Source organism: Micromonospora sp. CPCC 205558 (genome assembly GCF_036902955.1).
Classification (GTDB): domain Bacteria; phylum Actinomycetota; class Actinomycetes; order Mycobacteriales; family Micromonosporaceae; genus Micromonospora.
The window spans coordinates 1-18,403 of the sequence record NZ_JBAKHR010000005.1; the positions used below are offsets into that span (position 1 = coordinate 1).

The following is an 18,403-nucleotide window of genomic DNA, read 5'->3' on the forward strand; positions in this document are numbered from 1 at the left end:
GCCCGGGCGCGCCGAACCTGTTGCCCTACGTGGGCACCGGCAGCACCCCCCCGCCGCCCACCGCAACCCGGCCCCAGCGCCCCCAGAACGAAGACAAACTCAGCCGACGACGGCGAACAACCGCCGCCGCGCCCCCAGCAACGCGACGGAGGCCAGCACCAGCCCGACCCCCATGGTGACCAGCAGCGGGCTGGGGTTCCCCGGCAGCAGCCCGGCCACCGACCGGGACGCGGTGCCCAGGGCGAGGTAGAGACCGGCCCAGGCGGCCGCGCCGAGCGTCGCGCAGCCGAGAAATCGACGGTACGACATCCGCAGCCCGCCGGCGGCCAGTGGCAGCAGCGCGTTGAAGACGGGCAGGAACGGCGCGACGAGCATCATCCGACCGCCTCCGCGGCGCAGGATTCCCTCTGCCGCAGCCCAACGAGGCTCGCCGATCCAGCCGCCGACGCGGCTGTGGCGCAGCCGGTCGGAGTAGCGACGGCCGATCAGGAAGCTCAGCGACCAGCCGGCCAGGCAACCGACCAGCACCGCGGTGAACGTGGCCAGCCCGGTGCTCGGGCGGCCGACTCCGACGGCGGCGAGGATCGCGACGTCGCCGGGGATGAGGACACCCAGCAGAGGTACGGCGTCGAAGAGCATGACGAGCCCGAGCGCGCCCATCAGCAGCAGAACCGGTAGTTCTCCGATCTGGGCCAGCCATTGCGTCATGCGTCGACGCTATGGCCGTCGCGCCACTTCGGACATCGGGTCGTAGCCCCCAGCGACCCCTGGTATCCGTCTCGGGGTCGCCCCTGAGTCGAGGGCCGCTCAGTCGGGGCGCAGCACCTGCACGTGGCGTAGCGACGAGTCGACCGAGGGCTCGGTGGTGGGCACCGGGTAGTCGGCCAGCACGGTCAGGCGGTCAGCCGGTAGGTGTCCACGGCCGGGGTCGCCGACCAGCACGTCGGCGCCGGTGGCGGCGGCCCGCTGCAGGAAGGGCAGCATCCGGTCGGCCATTGTGCGGTCGTAGAAGACGTCCCCCGCGACCACCAGGTCGACCTTCGGCTCGGCGCTGTCGAGCAGGTCGTCCCCGGTGGCGCCGACGGCGACGTGGTTGGTCCGCGCGTTGAGGGTGACGGCGGCGACGGCGTACGGGTCGATGTCGTTGGCGATCACCTCCGCGGCGCCGGCCAGCGCGGCGGCGATGGCCACCAGCCCGGACCCGGCGGCGAGGTCGAGCACCCGACGACCGGCGACCAACTCCGGGTGGTCCAGGAGGTGGCGGGCCAGAGCCTGCCCTCCGGCCCAGGCGGACGCCCAGTACGGCGCCGGCAGCGGATGCCCGGCGGCTGCCTCCATCCTGGCCCACCAGACGATCGCGTCCTCGGCCAGGTGCAACCGCACCTCGGGGACGAACGGAGTGGGCGTCAACCGGAGCCGGTCCAGACCGGAGCCGGGCGTGGCGACCTCGCGTTCCAGCTCGGTCAGCGCGTCGGCTTCGGCACCCTTCATCGGCGCAAGCATGCCCCAGCGGCGGTCGGTCGGGGCGGGTTTCGCATGCCGCCGCGCAGAGTTCACCCGAGTTCGACCGAAGACCTACGGCACTTCGGCCAGCGGATCGGGGTTTTGCCCGTTACTGTCGAACAGGTACGGGCGATCATCGGCCAGAGGCCGAGGGTCAGCCGCTTTGAACAGGGAGAGATGCATGGCAACCGGCACGGTTAAGTGGTTCAACTCGGAAAAGGGCTTCGGCTTCATCGAGCAGGATGGTGGAGGGCCGGACGTGTTCGTCCACTACTCCGCCATCGCGACGAGCGGCTACCGGGAGCTCAACGAGGGCCAGAAGGTCGAGTTCGAGGTGACCCAGGGGCAGAAGGGTCCGCAGGCGGACAACGTCCGCCCGATGTAGCTCCGTGCCGGTGACGGCGGCCGGTCTCCGGCCGCCGTCGCAGTGCACTCAAGACGCCGCCGGGGCGGCGGGCAGGTCCCGCCGCCTCCGGAGTGGCCCGACCAACAGAATCAACGGGGTGAGCGCCAGCCAGGCGGTCATCCCGACAATCGCTGTCTCGACGCCGTAACGTGCGCCGATCGCACCGGCCAGCACGGCCGCCAGTGGGATCGTGCCGTAGTTGAGCAGGTGCATGCTGACCGTCACCCGTCCCAGCAGGTGGTGCGGTGTGTAGGTCTGCCGGAAGGCGCCCTTGACGACGTTGCCGATGGCCACCCCGAGGCCGATCAGCAGACCGCCGAGGGCTGGCCAGGCCAGCCCGACGCCGGGTGCGGCGAGCGGGATGAGCAGCGCGGGTGGGCCGGTGAGCACCGCCCCGATCAGCAGCGCCCGCGCGGTGCCGCAGCGCCGGGCCACCGTGGTGGCGAACAGCGCGCCGACGATCCCGCCGGCGCTCATCACCCCGACGAGCCCGCCCACCAGGCCCGGCTCGAGACGCAGTTCGCGCACCAGAAAGACCACCAGGACGGCCTGGTAGCCGGTCAGCCCGATGTTGCTGGCCGCGCCGAAGACCGTGAGCACCCACAGGTACGGGTCCCGGATGACGAAACGCAGCCCTTCGGCGATGTCCCGGCGCAGCGATCGGGACCGCCGCGACCGGCGTACCCGGGGTTCACGGGTGTGGATGCGCAGCAGGAACACCGCGGAGAGCAGGAACGTGAGCGCGTCCAGCAGCAGCGCGGCGACGGCACCGACGAGCTGGGCGATCAGGCCGGCGAGGCCGGGTCCGACGACGTAGCTCACGGTCTGGGTCGCCTGGAGCTTCGCGTTGCCCTCCGGCAGTTGCGCGGGCCGCAGCAGCACCGGCAGGTAGACCTGGTCGGCAGTTTCGAAGAAGACCCGCGCGACGCCCGCGCCGAGGGCGACCACCAGCAGTTGCCAGACGGTGAGCCGACCCAGCACGGCGGCGATCGGCACGCTGAGGAAGGCGGCCGCGCAGAGCAGGTCGCAGACCACCATCACCGGCCGACGGGGCAGCCGGTCGACCCACGCGCCGGCCGGTAGGCCGATCAGCAACCAGGGCAGCCAGGCCGCGGCGGTGAGCACCGCCACCTGGAAGGTGCCGGCGTCGAGGACGGCGACCGCGACCAGGGGCAACGCGACGGTGGTGACGTTGCTGCCGACGCTGCTGACCGCCTGACCGGCCCAGAGCAGCCGGAAGTCGCGGTGCCGCAGCAGCCCTCCGGTCGGCCGTACGTCGGTGGGGTCGCTGCGGGTGGTGGTGGTCACGGTCGGGCCGGCACGCCGTGGACGAACACGAAGACCGGCCTGCGGTCGGCGTCGTCGTCGGGCACGTCCCGGTCGGCCCAGCGCGTGAGGACGCCGATCATTTCGCGGCTCAGCTCGGCCAGTTCCTCGGGCGTGAGGTGTAGCCAGTGGTTGGTGGAGAACGGCGCGTCGTTCCAGCTGGCCTGGGTGGTCTCGTCGGTGGCGTGCCAGGCGCGAGCCAGGGCGACGTGCCGGTCCAGGTTGAGCGAGGTGGCGGCGTCGGCGACCGCTCGGGAGGCCGGGTCGGCGTCGAAGTCGGTGTTGGACCAGCGCAGCCCTCGGGTGACCAGTCGCCACCACCGCTCGCGCCGGTCCCGGGCCAGCTCGGGCGCCTCGGTGACCAGGTCGGCGGCGGCGAGGACCTTGAGGTGGTGGCTGACGTTCGCGGGGGCCTGTTCGGTGCGCTCGGCGAGCAGCCCGACGGTGGTGGGCCCGTGGACCTTGAGCACGTCCATCAGCCGGCGGCGCAGCGGGTGGGACATGGCGGCCAGCACCCGGGAGTCGGTGACCTGGCGTACGTCGGAGCTCTCCATGACCACAGCGTGACATCCGCAACGAATATTGCGCAAGACTTATTGCTCAACACTTGTTGCGGAATGCGCCGAGGGGGGCGGCCCGGCGGCCACAGGCCGCCCCCTTGTTCAGGCGACCAGCCGGCGGGCCAGTTCGTCGGCGACCTGCTTGGCCATGTTCGTCGGGATCGCTGCGGCGATCTTCTCCGGCGTCAGCGAGGCCAGCACGCCCGCCACGATCGCCGGCTCGTCGGTGAAGTCCCGGTTGGACAACGCGGTCAGCGCCGTCTGCAACGCGCTGATCTGGGCGCCGAGCGACTTCAAGGTCGGGTGCGCCGACGTGAAGTTCGGGACCGTGGCATCCTCACCCATCGCCATCCGGGTGTAGATCTGCCCGACCGGGTTGCGGCCGTCCAGCACGGTGAGGTTCTTGTGGACGGTGGCCAGCCATTTGTGTTCTTCGGGGGTCATGTCGTCGTCCTCCAGGAGTCCGATGGAGCTGAGGTAGCGGCGGAACAGGGGCCGCTGGTCGCGGCCCGCCTTGATGGCGTCGCGGAAAAAGCTGATGTGGGTGTGCCAGCGGTGTGAGCTGTCGCCGGTGGTGCGCTTGCCGAGGCGATCCCACCGCTTCACCGTGCTGCCATCGAGGCTGTAGATGATCTCCCGGATGTCCCGGGTGTCGGCCGCGTTCGCGGTGCACTGCGCCACGCACCAGGCCGAGAAGCTGCGCAGGGTGTTCGTCCGACCGCCGGAGCGGACATCGAACTGGCCGACGTCCAGCGCCGCCGCGTCGAGGGTCAACCCGGCCCGGTCACGGGGCGACTCGACCACCGAGTAGTCGTTCGGCACCACCCGGTCCGATCCGCAGTGGTAGCCGCCCCGGTGGGCCGGGTCGCCGACGATGCCGACCTCGCCCGGTTCCAGATCGTCTGGCCCGGGGGCGTTGTCGAGGTGAGTGAGGAGCAGGCTTCGGACGGCCAGAAGGTTAGCCGGGGCCCGAGTCATGAGGTCCCCCTTTCAAGAGGCGAGGACCGGGCACGACGTCACACCGCGTACGCGGTGCTGGGCTTCGGACGAGCCCGGCCTACTGGTGCACGGCGCCGGGCGTTGACTCAACCATAGCCCGCGTTTCAGGCAAACGACCAGCTCAGGAGGGGTCTGTTCAGATTGGAGGTTGCGACGGGGCAGAGTGGACGATCGGCAACAGCAGCACCGAGGGGTGATCCGGGTCGTGCAGAATCTGCCGCCAACCAGCACGCAGCGTCACCGCCGCGCCGAGGGGTTCCCCGGTGCCGGTGTTGCGGGCCCACCGTGGATGGGCTCCACCGGAGACCTGCACCCGCAGTCGGTGCCCGGCGGCGAACCGGTACGCGGTCGGCCACAGCGGCACCGGAACCCGCAGCGACCCCGAAGGATCGGCCGGGAAGCGCTCGGGGGTGACCCGCACCAGACCGTCACACACGTTCCACGAACGACCCTTGCGGTCCACGTCGCACAGCCGAACGAAGACGTCCAGGTAGGGCAGGTCGCTGCGCACGTGGATCTCCGCGCGAACCGGGCCGATCACCTCGACCGGGCCGGTCAGCGGTGCGCTGGTGTAGGTCAGCACGTCGGGGCGGGCCTCGACGCGCCGGTTGTCCACCGGGCCGGCCCGCTGGGCGACGAGCAGTGGCCCGCCCAGCGACGGGGTGGGGTCGGCGGGGTCGTAACGGAACCGGTCCGGGGTCGACGCCACCGGTGGGCGGGCCGCCAGCTCGCCACCGGGTTGCAGATGCCAGGCGGTCTCGACCGCCGGTGGTGGCCAGTCCGGCAGGTCCCGCCAGCCGCCGCCGGCACCGCTGACGTACAGCCGGACGGGTGCCACGGCGGGTCGCGCCGGGCCGCGCGGTCGGGGCGCTTCCGGCAGGTGCTCGTCGAGCCAGGCCAACCCCTCGCGCAGCGCGGCCACGAACAGTCCGGGGCTGCCGTGCGTCCACGGGCCGATCACCAGGCGTGGCGGTACGCCGGCGGCGCGCAGCACGGCGTGGTCGTCGAGCTGGGCGGGCAGGAAGATGTCGTGCCAACCGGTGACCATGACCACCGGCGCCCGTACCTTCGCGACGTGGTCGGCGAAGACCCGGGTCCGCCAGTACGCGGCCTGCGGGGTGTGGTGGCGCAGCCACTCCTGGAAGAACGGGATGGTCACGCCGGTTGCCACCCGGTCGGCGTCGGCCAGCGGAAGGTGCTCCAGCGCGGCGGCCAGGCGAGGTTGCCCGCGTTTGAGCTCCCACTGCCGGGCCAGCCACGGGACGGTCTGCGCGTGCAGCAGCTCCGCCCAGGTCAGCACGGTGTCCAGGGCGAAGGACTCCCCCGCGTACGTCGAGTCCCGGGTGGCCGAGGCAGTCACCACCGCGACCATCGCGCGTAGCTCCTCGCCGGCGTCGGCGGCCAGCGCCCACTGCGCGAAGCCCTGGTAGCTGACCCCGAACATGCCGAGCTGGCCGGACCACCAGGGTTGGCGACGCAGCCACTCCAGGGTGTCCACGCCGTCGTCACGCTCGTGCACCAACGGGGCGAACGTTCCACCGGAGCCGCCGGTGCCCCGGCACGACTGGATCACCGCGTGTTGGCCCCGCGCGGCGAGCAGCCGACCGAGCAGCCGCAGCGGGCCGCCCCGCCCGTAGGGGGTACGGATCAGCACGGTCGGCGCGTCGCGGACGTCCGTGCCGTAGTGATCGGTGCGCAGCACCACACCGTCGCGGGTGCGTACCGGGAGGTCACGGGTGACCCGCACCGGGCCGGGGCGGGTCGGTGGCAGGCGCAGCGCGGCGCCGGCGAGGCGGGTGACGAGCCGGCCCGGCACGGTCAGCCCGTCGGGCGGCGGGGCGACTCGGGTCGGGCGGCGCGCACCGCGTCCCGGTGCGTCCGCAGCGACTCGCTCATCTCCGCCATGAACCGGTGCACCACCGCCAGCTCGTCCTCGCTGAAGCGGTCCATCACCGTGTCGGTGCGGGCGCCCAACGGCCGAAAGAACTCCCTGGCCAGGGTCATGCCCTGGTCGGCGTAGTGCAGCAGCACCTTGCGCCGGTCGACCGTGTCGCGGTCGCGGCGGATGTGGCCGGCCCGCTCCAACCGGTCGATCAGGGCGGTCACCGAGCCGGAGGAGAGGTTGAGCTGCTCACCGAGACGGCCGGGCGTGATCGGGTCGCCGAGCAGCTCCGCGTCCATCACCGCGAGCAGGGCGCTGAGGTCGGTCGGGTTGAGGCCGTGCAGATTGGCGAAGGCGTGGCTCACCTGCTGGGCGTCCACCGCGTACCGCCGCAGGTTGTCGGTGATCTCCGCGACCAGCTGTTCGCGGTGCGTCTCGCGCCGCCGGTACATGCCGTGAGTCGCCACCTGGTGCCGCTTCTCCCCGTCGTCGGTTCTCGGGTTGCAGCATAGAACAGCCGCCGATAATCTCGATTATCGAGATACTTGGCGCTCGAAACAATTTGGGGTCACCTGATGTCCGTCTTCAGCAGAGTCGCCCGCGGCCGGTTCGCCGCCTGGCTCACCGTGGCCGCCGCGATCGTCGTCGGCGCGGCCGTCTTCGGGCTACCCCAGCCGGACAACCCGGCACCGGTCTCCGCCAGCGGCCTGTCCCTGCAATGGCAGTCGACCCAGGTGGAGCGGTTGCAGGACCAGCTCCCGTCCAGCGAGGTCCAGCCGGCCATCGTGGTGGTCAGTCGCGGCGACGGCGCCGCGCTGAGCGAGGCCGACCGGGGTGCCGTCACCGCCCGCTCCGGCGACCTGGGCCGCCTCGCGGTGGGCGGGCAGGTCAGCCCACCGCAGGTCTCCCCGGACGGCACGGTGGCGCTGGTCGCCGTGCCGCTCAGCATCGCCGGCGGTCAGGACGAGGTCATCGAGCAGGTCGACCAGGTACGCGCCGCACTGGCGAACCTGCCCGACGGGCTGACCGTCGAGGTGACCGGTGCGCCGGCCTTCACCGCCGACCTGTCCTCGGTGTTCGACGGCGCTGACATCACCCTGCTCGCGGTGACCGCAGCCGTGGTCGCGGTGCTCCTGCTGATCACCTACCGCAGCCCGTTCCTGTGGATCGTGCCGCTGGTCGTGGTCGCCGCGACCGAGCAGCTCACCCTGCGCGCGGTGGACGTGATCGTGCCGGGCGTCGGCATCAACCTCCAGCAGGGTCAGGTCACCGGCATCGCCAGCGTGTTGGTCTTCGGCGCCGCCACTGACTACGCGCTGCTGCTCATCGCCCGCTACCGGGAGGAGTTGCGCCGCGAGGAGGACCGGTTCGCGGCGATGCGCGCCGCGCTGCGCCGCACCGCGGAGCCCATCCTCGCCAGCGGCAGCACCGTCGTGCTCGGCGTCCTCACCCTGCTGCTCAGTGAACAGGAAACCAACCGGGCACTGGCGGTGGCCTGCGCCACCGGTGTGGTCTTCGCCATGCTCTCGGCCCTGTTCGTGCTCCCCGCCGTGCTGGTCCTCTTCGGTCGTGGCCTGTTCTGGCCGTTCGTGCCCCGCGTCGGCGGTCCGGTCCGCGAGGGGCGGCTGTGGGGTCGACTCGGCGCCGTCGTGCAACGCCGCCCGGTGGTGGTCGCGACGCTGGCCACCCTGCTGCTCGGCGGCCTGGCGCTGGGTGGGCTCGGCATCCGTACCGGCCTGTCCGAGACCGAGCAGTTCCGGGCCGAACCAGAGGCGGTGACCGGGGCGCAGACCCTGGCCAGGGCCTTCCCCGCCGGCAGCACCCAACCCGTCGCCGTGATCACCACCCCGGCGGCGGTGCGGGCGGTCACCGAGGCCGCCTCCGCGGTACCCGGCGTCGCCTCGGCGCGCCCCGGCGACGCCGGAGCTGCCGTCGCCCAGGTCGACGTGGTCCTCGACGCCGAACCCGGCACCACCGCCTCGGACCGGGCGATCGAGGCGCTGCGCGAGGCCGTCGCCGCCGTTCCCGGCTCCGCGCCGCCGGCCCCGGCCGGCGCCGACACCCCGTCCGGAGCGGTCGTCGGTGGCTCCGTGGCCGCCACCTACGACTCCGATGAGGCCAACGCCCGGGACCTGCGACTCATCCTGCCGATCATCCTGCTGCTGGTCGGCGGTGTGCTCGTGCTCCTGCTGCGCGGCCTGCTCGCACCCCTGCTGCTGGTGCTCACCGTGATCGCGTCGTTCTTCGCCAGCCTCGGCGGGGCCTGGCTGCTCTTCGACCACGTGCTGGGCTTCCCCGCCCTGGACAGCGGTGTGCTGCTGCTCGCCTTCGTGTTCCTGGTGGCGCTCGGGGTGGACTACAACATCTTCCTGGTCACCCGCGCCCGGGAGGACGCCCGCGACGCCGGCACCCGCGCCGGGATGCTCTCCGCCCTGCGGGTCACCGGCGGCGTGATCACCAGCGCCGGAGTGCTGCTCGCCGCGGTCTTCGCCGTGCTCGGCGTGCTGCCGCTGATCACCCTGACCCAGATCGGCATCATCGTCTGCATCGGTGTCCTGCTCGACACCCTGCTGGTCCGCACGGTCCTGGTGCCGGCGCTGGCGTTCCTGCTCGGCGACCGCTTCTGGTGGCCCGGCCGGATCACGAGCGATCCGGTGGAGGCCAGCCCGCGCTCGCCCGAACCGGTCGCCGCGCACGACTGACCGACGCGTCGGGGCCGTGCCGAAATCCGTCCCGGCCCCGACGAGGTCAGTACTCCAGGCAGACGCACTCGCTCATCAACGCCCGCACGTTGCGCACGTACGACGGGTTGGGAATGGCCAGCGGCTTCCCCTCCTGCGCCACCGCACCGTGCCCGAAGTTGTACGCGGCGATGACCGCGTTGAGCAGGCAGGAATTCAGCTCGCTGGTGCACAGGGCCGGGTCGAGATCGAAGACGGACTCGAAGTACATGTCGCCGATGTACTTCGTCGCCCAGGCCAGGTAGGTGGCGCCGAGGTAGGCGTTGTCCCGGTAGGCGTCGATCTTGTAGCTCTTCTCGAACCGCTGGTTCATCCAGCTCGCGGTGGCCGGCATCACCTGCAACAGCCCGACCCCACCGTCGCAGGCGTAGATGTTGGACTGCCAGCCGCTCTCCTGCCACGCGGTGGCCTTGAGCAGGGTGAGCGGGATCTTGATGTCCGGCGCCGAGACCGGCCAGTACTGGCGGTTGGCCGCCTCGGTCAGCGCCGCCTTCACCTCGGCCCGCGACGCCTGGGTGCCCTTGTAGGTCGGCTTGCAGGACGTCGGTGCCGGCTTCGGTGGCGCCGGCGGAACCTCGGTCTCGATGGGCGGCTTCGCCACCGCACGCGGCTTCGGCGCCGTACGGGTCGGCTTCTTCGTCGGCTTCGGGGTCGGGGTCGCGCTACGACTCGGCGCGGCGCCCATCGACTCCACGGCGCTCACCGACGGGCTCGGCTCCGCGCTGACCTCGTCGGACGGGGCATCCGTCGGCACCTCGGTGGCGGCGACCGGCGCGGCCAGGCCCGCCGGGCTCTCCCCCTTGGCAGCACAGCCGACCAACGCGCCCGCCAACAGGAGCCCGGCGAGCACCGCGCCGCCCAGCCGATCGGTCCGTCGAACCATGCCGTTGCCTCCCCCGGTGTGATCGTCGCCGCACCCTAACAAGGCTCGACCGGTCGGCGGTGCCCCTGCGACGGCCGCCCGGACTGGTCCACCGGCGGCTGAGGATCCCCCACCGCCCGGTCCCGGGTGGCCCAGGCCACCATGAACACCACAGTCCAGAGCACCCCGAGCAGCACCGCCGCTGCGGTCCCGCTCGCCGTGTCCAGGCCGAGGTAGAGCCGCGCCGCGCCGACCCCGAGCACCGCCGCCGCGGCGGCGGTCCAGGCGGCCACCGCCACCGGCCAGTGGGCGCTGCGCGACACCAGCCAGGCCAGGGTGCAGAAGCTCGCCGCGACCACGGCGCTCTGGGTCGAGAGCGGCGCCACCTCCCCACCGCCCGGGGCGCTCCCGTCCGGGCCGGTCAGCTCGGCCACCACGGCCAGCACCACCAGCGGCACGAACGCGCCGACCGTGCCGACCACGCTGAGCAGATCCGCCCGCCAGGGCCGGTTGCGCCACGCCAGAACCGCCGCCACCAGCGCCACCAACAGGATCAACACCGACCCGCGTACCACCGACACCACGACCAGCGTGGCATCGGCGGCGCCCGGGGTACGCCGGTCGGCGAACCACCCGGCGATGGCGCCATCCAACGCGGCCAGCCCGCTGTTGCGGACCGCCAGCGCGAGCAGACCGGCGATGGCCAGCCCCGCGGCGAACAACAGCAGCAGCCCGGCGGCCAGATTGAGCAGCAGCGTCCAGGCCGGGCCGACCCGCACGGCCACCAGGAAGAACAGCACCCCGTAGCGGGCGGTGAGCCACCGCACCGGGGGCAGCGCGCCCGCCCGGGACAGCAGCGCGCGCACCGGATCGGGGTTACGACCCAGCCACCGGCCGACGAGCACCACACCCACCAGGCCGGCCAGCAGCAGGAACGCCACCCCGGAGGCCCGCCCGAGCAGCCGGGAGACCGTGTCGTACGACTCACCGGCGAGGTGACCGAGCAGCACCGAGCCGCCCACCCAGGTCACCACCCCGGCCACGTTCCACAGGGCGAACCGCCGGTACGGCATGCCGGCCGCACCGGCCAACCGGGGCACCAGGGTGCGGGCGAAAGCCACCCATCGGGCGGCGAACACCCCTCGCCCACCGAGGCGGGCGAGCATGGTGTCGGCACGGGCCCACCGCTGCGGCCCGACCCGGTGCCCCAGCCCGGCGCGCAGCCGAGGGCCGTACCGCCGTCCGGCGCGAAAGGCCAGCCCATCGCCGAGGACCGCCGCGACGATCATCGCGATCAACGCCGGCCCGAGCCGCAAGGTACCGTTGTAGGTGAGGAAGCCGACGAGCAGCAGGGTAGCCTCACCCGGCACGAGCAGGCCGAAGATCACCGCGGTCTCGCCCGCCACGATCAGCGCGGCGACCAGGTAGATCCACAGGGTGGGCAGACCTTGCACCCAGGTCAGCAGGTCGTGCACTCAGGCCCCCGGGACACGGGAGCCAGCATGCCAGCCGGGGGAACCACCGGCACAGCGGTTTCACCATAGATCAGGGGCACCTGGGGGTGACCCCGACGCAGCCTGCGCGAGCGCAGGCGGAAGGATAGAGGGTATGCAGCTTCGCACCGACCTCCGCAACGTCGCCATCATCGCTCACGTCGACCACGGCAAGACCACCCTGGTCGACGCCATGTTGCGGCAGGCCGGCGCGTACGGCGCACGCGGCGAGAACACCGAGCGGGTGATGGACTCCGGGGACCTGGAGCGGGAAAAGGGCATCACGATCCTGGCCAAGAACACCGGCGTGCGTTACCTGCCGGCGGACGGCTCCGACCCGGTCACCATCAACATCATCGACACCCCTGGCCACGCCGACTTCGGCGGCGAGGTGGAGCGCGGCCTGACCATGGTCGACGGTGTGGTGCTGCTCGTCGACGCCAGCGAGGGCCCGCTGCCGCAGACCCGCTTCGTGCTGCGCAAGGCGCTGCGGGCTCGGATGCCGATCATCCTGGTGATCAACAAGGTGGACCGTCCGGACGCCCGGATCAAGGAGGTCGTGGACGACACCTACGAGCTCTTCCTCGACCTGGACGCCGACGAGGAGCAGATCGACTTCCCGATCGTCTACGCGTGCGCCCGCGACGGCATCGCCTCGCTGACCCAGCCCGCCGACGGCTCGGTCCCGGACGACAGCACCTCCCTGGAGCCGCTGTTCCGCACCCTGCTGGACACCATTCCGGCACCCGCGTTCGAGGACGACGCGCCGTTGCAGGCCCACGTCACCAACCTCGACGCCTCGCCGTTCCTCGGCCGGCTGGCGCTGTGCCGGGTCCGCCAGGGCACCATCAGCAAGGGTCAGACGGTGGCCTGGTGCCGCACCGACGGCAGCACCCAGCGGGTCCGCATCTCCGAGATGCTGATGACCGAGGGCCTGGAGCGTAAGCCGGCCGAGACCGCCGGCCCGGGCGACATCATCGCCGTCGCCGGCATCCCGGAGATCATGATCGGTGAGACGCTCGCCGACGTCGACAACCCGGTTCCGCTGCCGCTGATCACCGTCGACGAGCCGGCCATCTCGATGACCATCGGCACCAACACCTCGCCGCTGGTCGGTCGGGTCAAGGGCTCCAAGGTCACCGCGCGGATGGTCAAGGACCGGCTCGACAAGGAGCTGATCGGCAACGTGTCGCTGCGGGTCCTCCCCACCGAGCGACCGGACGCCTGGGAGGTGCAGGGCCGCGGCGAGCTGGCGCTGGCCATCCTGGTCGAGCAGATGCGCCGGGAGAGCTACGAGCTGACCGTCGGCAAGCCGCAGGTGGTCACCAAGGAGATCGACGGCAAGACCTGCGAGCCGGTCGAGCGGCTGACCATCGACGCCCCCGAGGAGTACCTGGGCGCGATCACCCAGCTCCTCGCCACCCGCAAGGGCCGGATGGAGCAGCTGGTCAACCACGGCACCGGCTGGATCCGGATGGAGTGGCTGGTCCCGGCGCGCGGCCTGATCGGCTTCCGCACCGAGTTCCTCACCGACACCCGGGGCACCGGCATCCTGCACCACGTCTTCGAGTCGTACGAGCCGTGGTTCGGTGAGCTGCGCACCCGCAACAACGGCTCGCTCGTCGCCGACCGCTCCGGCGCGGTCACCGCCTTCGCGATGATCAACCTGCAGGAGCGCGGCCAGCTCTTCGTCGAGCCCACCACCGAGGTGTACGAGGGCATGATCGTCGGGGAGAACTCCCGCTCCGACGACATGGACGTCAACATCACCAAGGAGAAGAAGCTCACCAACATGCGGGCGTCGACCTCCGACGAGACGGAGAAGCTGATCCCGCCGCGCAAGCTCTCCCTGGAGCAGGCCCTGGAGTTCTGCCGCGAGGACGAGTGCGTCGAGGTCACCCCGACCGCGGTGCGCATCCGCAAGGTGGTGCTCGACCAGCAGCAGCGGGGCCGCGCCGCCGCCCGCCGCAAGCACGCCGGCTGACCCACCAGCACCCGACACCGGGCGCGTCGGCCGCTTGCGGCCGGCGCGCCCGTCCGCTTTCCCGCCACGGGTACGCGAATCCGCCCACCCGTGATCCGCTACGGTCACCGGCATGACCTGGGATGATCTCGACGCCCACCTGGACCGGGTGCCCGGCACCGTCTCCGCGTACGTGGGGCGGCTCGACGCCCCACCGACCTGGACCCGCCACCCGAACGCCGCCCACTACGCCGCGAGCACCATGAAGGTCGCGGTACTCGCCGCGCTGCACCGCGCCGCCGAGGCCGGCACCCTGGACCTGGACGCCCCGGTCCCGGTCGTCAACGACTTCGACTCCGCCCAACCCGGCGCACCCCGCTTCGCCTGCGCGCAGCACTACGACAACGACGACGCGGTCTGGGACCGCCTCGGCGGCAGCGCGCCGCTGCGCTGGCTGGCCGACCGGATGATCGTGCGCTCCAGCAACCTCGCCACCAACCTCGTCCTCGGGCACGTCGGGCTGCCCGCGGTCGCCGAGGTCTGGGCGCTCGCCGGCGCCCGCACCAGCGTCACCGGCCGCGGCATCGAGGACTTCGCCGCCCGCGAGGCCGGCATCACCAACACGGTCACCGCCGCCGACCTGGCCGCGCTGCTCGGCGCGCTGGCCGTTGGGGCCAACGCCCCTGGAACACTCGCCTCACCGGCTGCCTGCGCCACCATGCTGGACGTCCTCCTCGCTCAGGAACACCGCGAGGACCTCGCCGCCGGCCTACCCGACGGGACCCGCATCGCGCACAAGAACGGTTGGGTGAGCGGCGTCCGCCACGGCGCCGGCGTGGTCCTGCCCGACGACGCCCCGCCGTACCTGATCGCCGTCTGCACCACCACCGACCTGGCCGACGGCGACCAGGTGGAGGACGACGCCTGTCTGCTGCTCGCGCACATCTCGGCGCAGGTCTGGGCCGCCCGCCACCACCTCTGACGCCACCGCCTCGGCGGCGAGGCCAGCACCGGGATCGACGCCCGCCGACTCCGACTAGGCTGCTCGCACCCCCCACCCCGGAGCCGCCGATGCCCCGCAGCCGCACCGTGCTGATCGCCTTCCTCGTCGTGACGGCGGCGAACCTGCTCGCCAACGCCACCGGCGGCGGCCTGCCCTTCCTGCTCACCAAGCCGCTGCTGATGCCGCTGCTGGCCGCGTACCTCTGGCGGGTCAGCGCCGAACGCGGAGCCCGACCGGACCGGCTGCTGCTCGCCGCGCTGGCCTTCGCCACCGGCGGCGACGTCGCCCTCATGATCGACGGCACCGGCTGGTTCATCGCCGGCATGGTCTGCTTCCTCGGCACGCACCTCTGCTACCTCGCGGCGTTCACCCGACGCGGCGCCGCGTCCGCGCTGCGGCGTGCGCCGCTGGTCGCCGTCCCCCTGGGGTACGCGGTGCTGACCGTCGTCGCCCTGACCTGGATGTGGGCCGGGCTCACCGACGCCGGGCTGGCCGTGCCGGTGGCCGGCTACGCGCTCGCGCTGGCCGCCATGGCCAGCACCGCCACCACCCAGGGTTGGCGCGTCGGTCTCGGCGCCGCGCTTTTCCTCGGCTCCGACCTGCTGATCGCAGCCGGGGTGGCCGGCGTGGCCCAGCCGCCCGCGGCGCCGGTGCTGGTCATGGCGAGCTACGCCGCCGGCCAGGCACTGATCGTCACCGGCTGCGTCGCCCGCGCGCCGATCACTCCAGCAGTTGCGCCCGCAACGCGCTGAGGGTCTCGTCGGTCAACCCCAGCCCATCGCGCAGGTACGCGTCGAACGAGCCGTGCACCCGACGCACCTCGGCGTAAGCGGCGTCGAGGTACTCGGCGCGGACCTCCAGCACGGGCAGCACCGCATCCACGTCCAGCTCGGGATTTCGACGTCGCATCGCCTCGACGATCACCGCCCGCAGGCTGTCGGTCAGCTCGTTGTTGCACAGGTAGTCGGCGCGGATCGCCGCCTCGTCCACCCCGAGCGCGGTCAACAGGATGACGGTGAGCCAACCGGTGCGGTCCTTGCCGGCAGAGCAGTGGTAGAGCAGCGGCAGGTTCTCCGGCTGGGCCGCCAGGCGCACCGCCTCGGCGAACCCGACCCGCGCCGACTCACCGGTGACGAACCAACGGTAGATCGCCGCCATCGCCCCGGCCGTGCCCTGCCGGGCCAGCTCCGCGTACGCGTCCAGGTCGTGACCGAGCAGCACCGCCGAGACGTACGTGAAGACCGGATGCTCCGAATCGTGCACCGGAAGGCGCACCACCTGTGGCTCACCGGCGAACCGGTCCGGCGGGGCGACCGCGATCTCCGTGCTGTCACGCAGATCCAGCACGCACGCCGGCCCCAGCTTCGCCAGCACCGGTAGGTCCTCGTCGGTCAGCCGACCCAGCGCCGGGGTGCGGATCAACTGGCCGACCCGCACCCGCAGCCCGTCCGCGCCGACGAGCCCGCCCAGGTCACGCGCGTTCGGCGCACCCACCAGCTCCCAGCTCTGCCCGGTCATCCGGTCTCCCCTCCCGCCGTGAACCTGCATATAGAGTGCCCCACATGACGATCTCGGCGGTACGCACCCACCGGGTTTCCGCCCCCTTACACACCCCGTTCGTGACCGCGCTGCGCCGTACCACCACAGTGGAGACTCTGGTCGTCGAACTCGTCGACAGCGACGGGCGATCCGGCTTCGGCGAGGCGCCCCAGGTCTGGCAGGTAACCGGTGCGTCGGTCGCTGGGGCACAGGCGTGCGTCCACGAGTTGCTCGGCCCACAGCTGGTCGGCCGTGACCCGGACGACCTGGTGGCCCGCTGCGCCGAAGTGCAGCGCGCGGTGGTCGGCAACGAGGCCGCGAAGGCGGCGGTGGACGTCGCCCTGCACGACCTCGCGGCGCGGCGGCTGGGCGTACCCCTGGTGCGGTTGCTCGGGGGCACCTCGCTGCGGGTCCCGACGGACGTCACGCTGGCGGCGGGTGACGCGGTCGACCTGGCGGCGGCGGCGCGGCAGCGGCGGGCCGACGGCTTCGGTGTGCTCAAGTTGAAGGTCGGCACCGACGCGGCCGGTGACCTGGACCGGGTGCGCGCGGTACGCGCGGCCGTCGGCCCCGGCACCCAAATCCGACTGGACGCCAACCAGGGCTGGACGCCCCGGGAGGCGGTCCGGGTGATCCGCGGCATCGAGGATGCGGGGCTCGACGTGGAGCTGGTCGAGCAGCCGGTGGCCCGCTGGGACCTGGATGGGTTGGCCTGGGTCAGTGACCGGGTGTCCGTGCCGATCCTGGCCGACGAGGCGGTCTTCGGGGTCCGTGACCTGGTGGAGGTGATCCGCCGCCGGGCCGCCGACCTGGTCAACGTCAAGCTGGCCAAGTGCGGTGGGCTGCACCCCGCTCGCACCCTCCTCGACCTGGCGACCGCCCATGGGCTCGGCACGGTGGTCGGCTCGATGATGGAGAGTCAGGTCGGCATCGGGGCGGCGGCGAGCCTGGTCGCCGCGTACGGCACCACAGCGGTCGCCGACCTGGACGCCGCCTGGTGGCTGGCCTGGTCACCGGTGCAGGGCGGAATACGTTACGACGGCGCGACCGTCGTGTTGCCGGACGCCCCTGGCCTGGGCATCTCCGGCCTAGCTGAAGCAAAGGTGCAGGCTGCTAGTTGATGGTTGGCGGTTTCTTTCATAGGGTTCCCCGTGGACAGCCGACACGATCTGGGAGTTGACGTGGAGCTGCAACCGGGCCGCGAGGCCCTCGTCCGGGTCGCCGTGGCGACGCTGTGGACCTCCCCCGAGGCAGTCCGCCCGGTCGACCGCCCAGCACTGACCGCCGGCGCCGACATCCTGACCTGGATCTCCGGACTCGACACCGATCAGCAGGTCGGCGACTGCGTGCTGAGCCAACTCCTGCTCGGCGAGCGCGTCCTCGTCAGCGAACTGCGCCCGGACGGTTGGGCCCGGGTCGTCGCCGTCGAACAGCCGGCGGCCAAGCTGGACCCCCGCGGCTACCCGGGCTGGCTCCCCACCGACCAACTGACCACGCTCGACCCGGCCCACACCAGCACCGATCCCCCACTGGTGGTAGACGCCACCGTCACCGGGCTGCACACCGCCCCGAACGGGCCGGTGGCGCTGCCCGGCGTCGTCGTCGGCACCCGCCTCGTCCCGGCCGGCCCCGCACTCGACGACTGGCGGCCGGTGCACGTCCCCGGCCGGGCCACGCCGCTCTGGCTGCCCGACGGTCACCTGGTCCCGGCGTCGGCCACGTCGCCGACCGCCGAGCAGGCGCTCGCGGTGGCACAGCGGCTGCTGGACGTGGCCTACATCTGGGGCGGTCTCTCCGTGCACGGCATCGACTGCTCGGGGCTGGTGCACCTGGCCTGGCGGCGGTTCGGGGTGCTGCTGCCCCGCGACGCCGACGACCAGGCCGCCGCCACCACCCCGGTGCCGTTGGGCGCGGAACGCCCCGGCGATCTCTACTTCTTCGCCCGACCCGGCCGCAAGATCCACCACATCGGCATCGTCACCGCCACGCCCGGCGACGGCGGCCAGCGCCGGATGCTGCACGCCTGCTACCGGCGGCGGCGGGTCATCGAAGAACCACTGCCGGCCGACCGGGTCGCCACGCTGGTGGGCGCGCACCGGGTCTGACCGGCCGGGCGCGTTCCCGCA

Annotated in this window: 17 protein-coding genes; 7 read left to right on the top strand and 10 right to left on the bottom strand. The window is 72.3% G+C overall.

The genetic code is table 11. From position 1 onward, the window contains the following. Positions 1 to 99 precede the first annotated feature (99 nt). Positions 100 to 708: a DedA family protein gene (locus tag V6U86_RS05075; RefSeq protein WP_334498958.1), complete on the bottom strand. Its 609-nt coding sequence runs from the start codon at positions 706 to 708 to the stop codon at positions 100 to 102. Positions 709 to 807: 99 nt separating this feature from the next. Then, positions 808 to 1,491, bottom strand: coding sequence for a class I SAM-dependent methyltransferase (locus tag V6U86_RS05080; RefSeq protein ID WP_334498961.1), 684 nt, complete (start codon positions 1,489 to 1,491; stop codon positions 808 to 810). Between the two features lie 193 nt (positions 1,492 to 1,684). On the opposite strand from V6U86_RS05080, the gene V6U86_RS05085 reads away from it, so the two are divergent. Further along, positions 1,685 to 1,888 (top strand): cold-shock protein, encoded by a 204-nt coding sequence (locus tag V6U86_RS05085; protein WP_007072071.1) that lies wholly within the window; start codon positions 1,685 to 1,687, stop codon positions 1,886 to 1,888. A 48-nt stretch (positions 1,889 to 1,936) separates the two neighbouring features. On the opposite strand, the gene V6U86_RS05090 is transcribed toward V6U86_RS05085, so the two are convergent. From V6U86_RS05090 to V6U86_RS05110, 5 genes are all read right to left on the bottom strand, one after another. Next, positions 1,937 to 3,217 carry an MFS transporter gene (locus V6U86_RS05090; protein ID WP_334498969.1) on the bottom strand — a complete coding sequence of 427 codons (1,281 nt, stop codon included), beginning with the start codon at positions 3,215 to 3,217 and terminating at the stop codon, positions 1,937 to 1,939. Continuing rightward, the gene (locus tag V6U86_RS05095) at positions 3,214 to 3,789 is read right to left on the bottom strand and encodes an ArsR/SmtB family transcription factor (RefSeq protein ID WP_334498971.1); all 576 of its coding nucleotides are present in this window, start codon (positions 3,787 to 3,789) and stop codon (positions 3,214 to 3,216) included. Before V6U86_RS05095 ends, V6U86_RS05090 begins: the two co-directional genes overlap by 4 nt. Positions 3,790 to 3,897: 108 nt before the next feature. Continuing rightward, positions 3,898 to 4,773: a hypothetical protein gene (locus V6U86_RS05100; RefSeq protein ID WP_334498973.1), complete on the bottom strand. Its 876-nt coding sequence runs from the start codon at positions 4,771 to 4,773 to the stop codon at positions 3,898 to 3,900. Positions 4,774 to 4,930: 157 nt separating this feature from the next. Next, complete coding sequence (locus V6U86_RS05105) at positions 4,931 to 6,610, bottom strand: CocE/NonD family hydrolase (RefSeq protein WP_334498976.1); 1,680 nt, start codon at positions 6,608 to 6,610, stop codon at positions 4,931 to 4,933. Positions 6,611 to 6,612: 2 nt separating this feature from the next. Further along, positions 6,613 to 7,128, bottom strand: a complete 516-nt coding sequence (locus tag V6U86_RS05110) for a MarR family winged helix-turn-helix transcriptional regulator (protein ID WP_334499866.1) — start codon at positions 7,126 to 7,128, stop codon at positions 6,613 to 6,615. Positions 7,129 to 7,251: 123 nt separating this feature from the next. On the opposite strand from V6U86_RS05110, the gene V6U86_RS05115 reads away from it, so the two are divergent. Continuing rightward, positions 7,252 to 9,378 (top strand): MMPL family transporter, encoded by a 2,127-nt coding sequence (locus V6U86_RS05115; RefSeq protein WP_334498978.1) that lies wholly within the window; start codon positions 7,252 to 7,254, stop codon positions 9,376 to 9,378. A 46-nt stretch (positions 9,379 to 9,424) separates the two neighbouring features. Here the strand turns inward: V6U86_RS05115 and V6U86_RS05120 are convergent, their stop codons facing one another. Both V6U86_RS05120 and V6U86_RS05125 read right to left on the bottom strand, forming a co-directional pair. Continuing rightward, positions 9,425 to 10,300 (bottom strand): lytic transglycosylase domain-containing protein, encoded by an 876-nt coding sequence (locus tag V6U86_RS05120; RefSeq protein ID WP_334498980.1) that lies wholly within the window; start codon positions 10,298 to 10,300, stop codon positions 9,425 to 9,427. A 35-nt stretch (positions 10,301 to 10,335) separates the two neighbouring features. Continuing rightward, the gene (locus V6U86_RS05125; RefSeq protein ID WP_334498982.1) at positions 10,336 to 11,754 is read right to left on the bottom strand and encodes a DedA family protein; all 1,419 of its coding nucleotides are present in this window, start codon (positions 11,752 to 11,754) and stop codon (positions 10,336 to 10,338) included. 133 nt (positions 11,755 to 11,887) lie between these two features. Here V6U86_RS05125 and typA point away from each other — a divergent pair, with 133 nt between their 5' ends. The 3 genes from typA to V6U86_RS05140 all read left to right on the top strand — a co-directional run bounded on the left by typA (position 11,888) and on the right by V6U86_RS05140 (position 15,490). Then, complete coding sequence (gene typA / locus V6U86_RS05130; RefSeq protein WP_334498984.1) at positions 11,888 to 13,756, top strand: translational GTPase TypA; 1,869 nt, start codon at positions 11,888 to 11,890, stop codon at positions 13,754 to 13,756. A gap of 112 nt (positions 13,757 to 13,868) precedes the next feature. After that, positions 13,869 to 14,717, top strand: coding sequence for a serine hydrolase (locus tag V6U86_RS05135; RefSeq protein ID WP_334498987.1), 849 nt, complete (start codon positions 13,869 to 13,871; stop codon positions 14,715 to 14,717). Positions 14,718 to 14,806: 89 nt separating this feature from the next. Next, positions 14,807 to 15,490: a lysoplasmalogenase gene (locus V6U86_RS05140; RefSeq protein ID WP_334498989.1), complete on the top strand. Its 684-nt coding sequence runs from the start codon at positions 14,807 to 14,809 to the stop codon at positions 15,488 to 15,490. Here V6U86_RS05140 and V6U86_RS05145 read toward each other — a convergent pair. Beyond that, complete coding sequence (locus V6U86_RS05145) at positions 15,459 to 16,256, bottom strand: tyrosine-protein phosphatase (protein WP_334498991.1); 798 nt, start codon at positions 16,254 to 16,256, stop codon at positions 15,459 to 15,461. The genes V6U86_RS05140 and V6U86_RS05145 overlap by 32 nt on opposite strands. A 44-nt stretch (positions 16,257 to 16,300) precedes the next feature. On the opposite strand from V6U86_RS05145, the gene V6U86_RS05150 reads away from it, so the two are divergent. Continuing rightward, positions 16,301 to 17,398 carry a mandelate racemase/muconate lactonizing enzyme family protein gene (locus V6U86_RS05150; protein ID WP_334498993.1) on the top strand — a complete coding sequence of 366 codons (1,098 nt, stop codon included), beginning with the start codon at positions 16,301 to 16,303 and terminating at the stop codon, positions 17,396 to 17,398. A 60-nt stretch (positions 17,399 to 17,458) separates the two neighbouring features. Beyond that, positions 17,459 to 18,382 carry a C40 family peptidase gene (locus V6U86_RS05155; protein ID WP_334498995.1) on the top strand — a complete coding sequence of 308 codons (924 nt, stop codon included), beginning with the start codon at positions 17,459 to 17,461 and terminating at the stop codon, positions 18,380 to 18,382. The last annotated feature ends 21 nt before the right edge of the window (positions 18,383 to 18,403 follow it).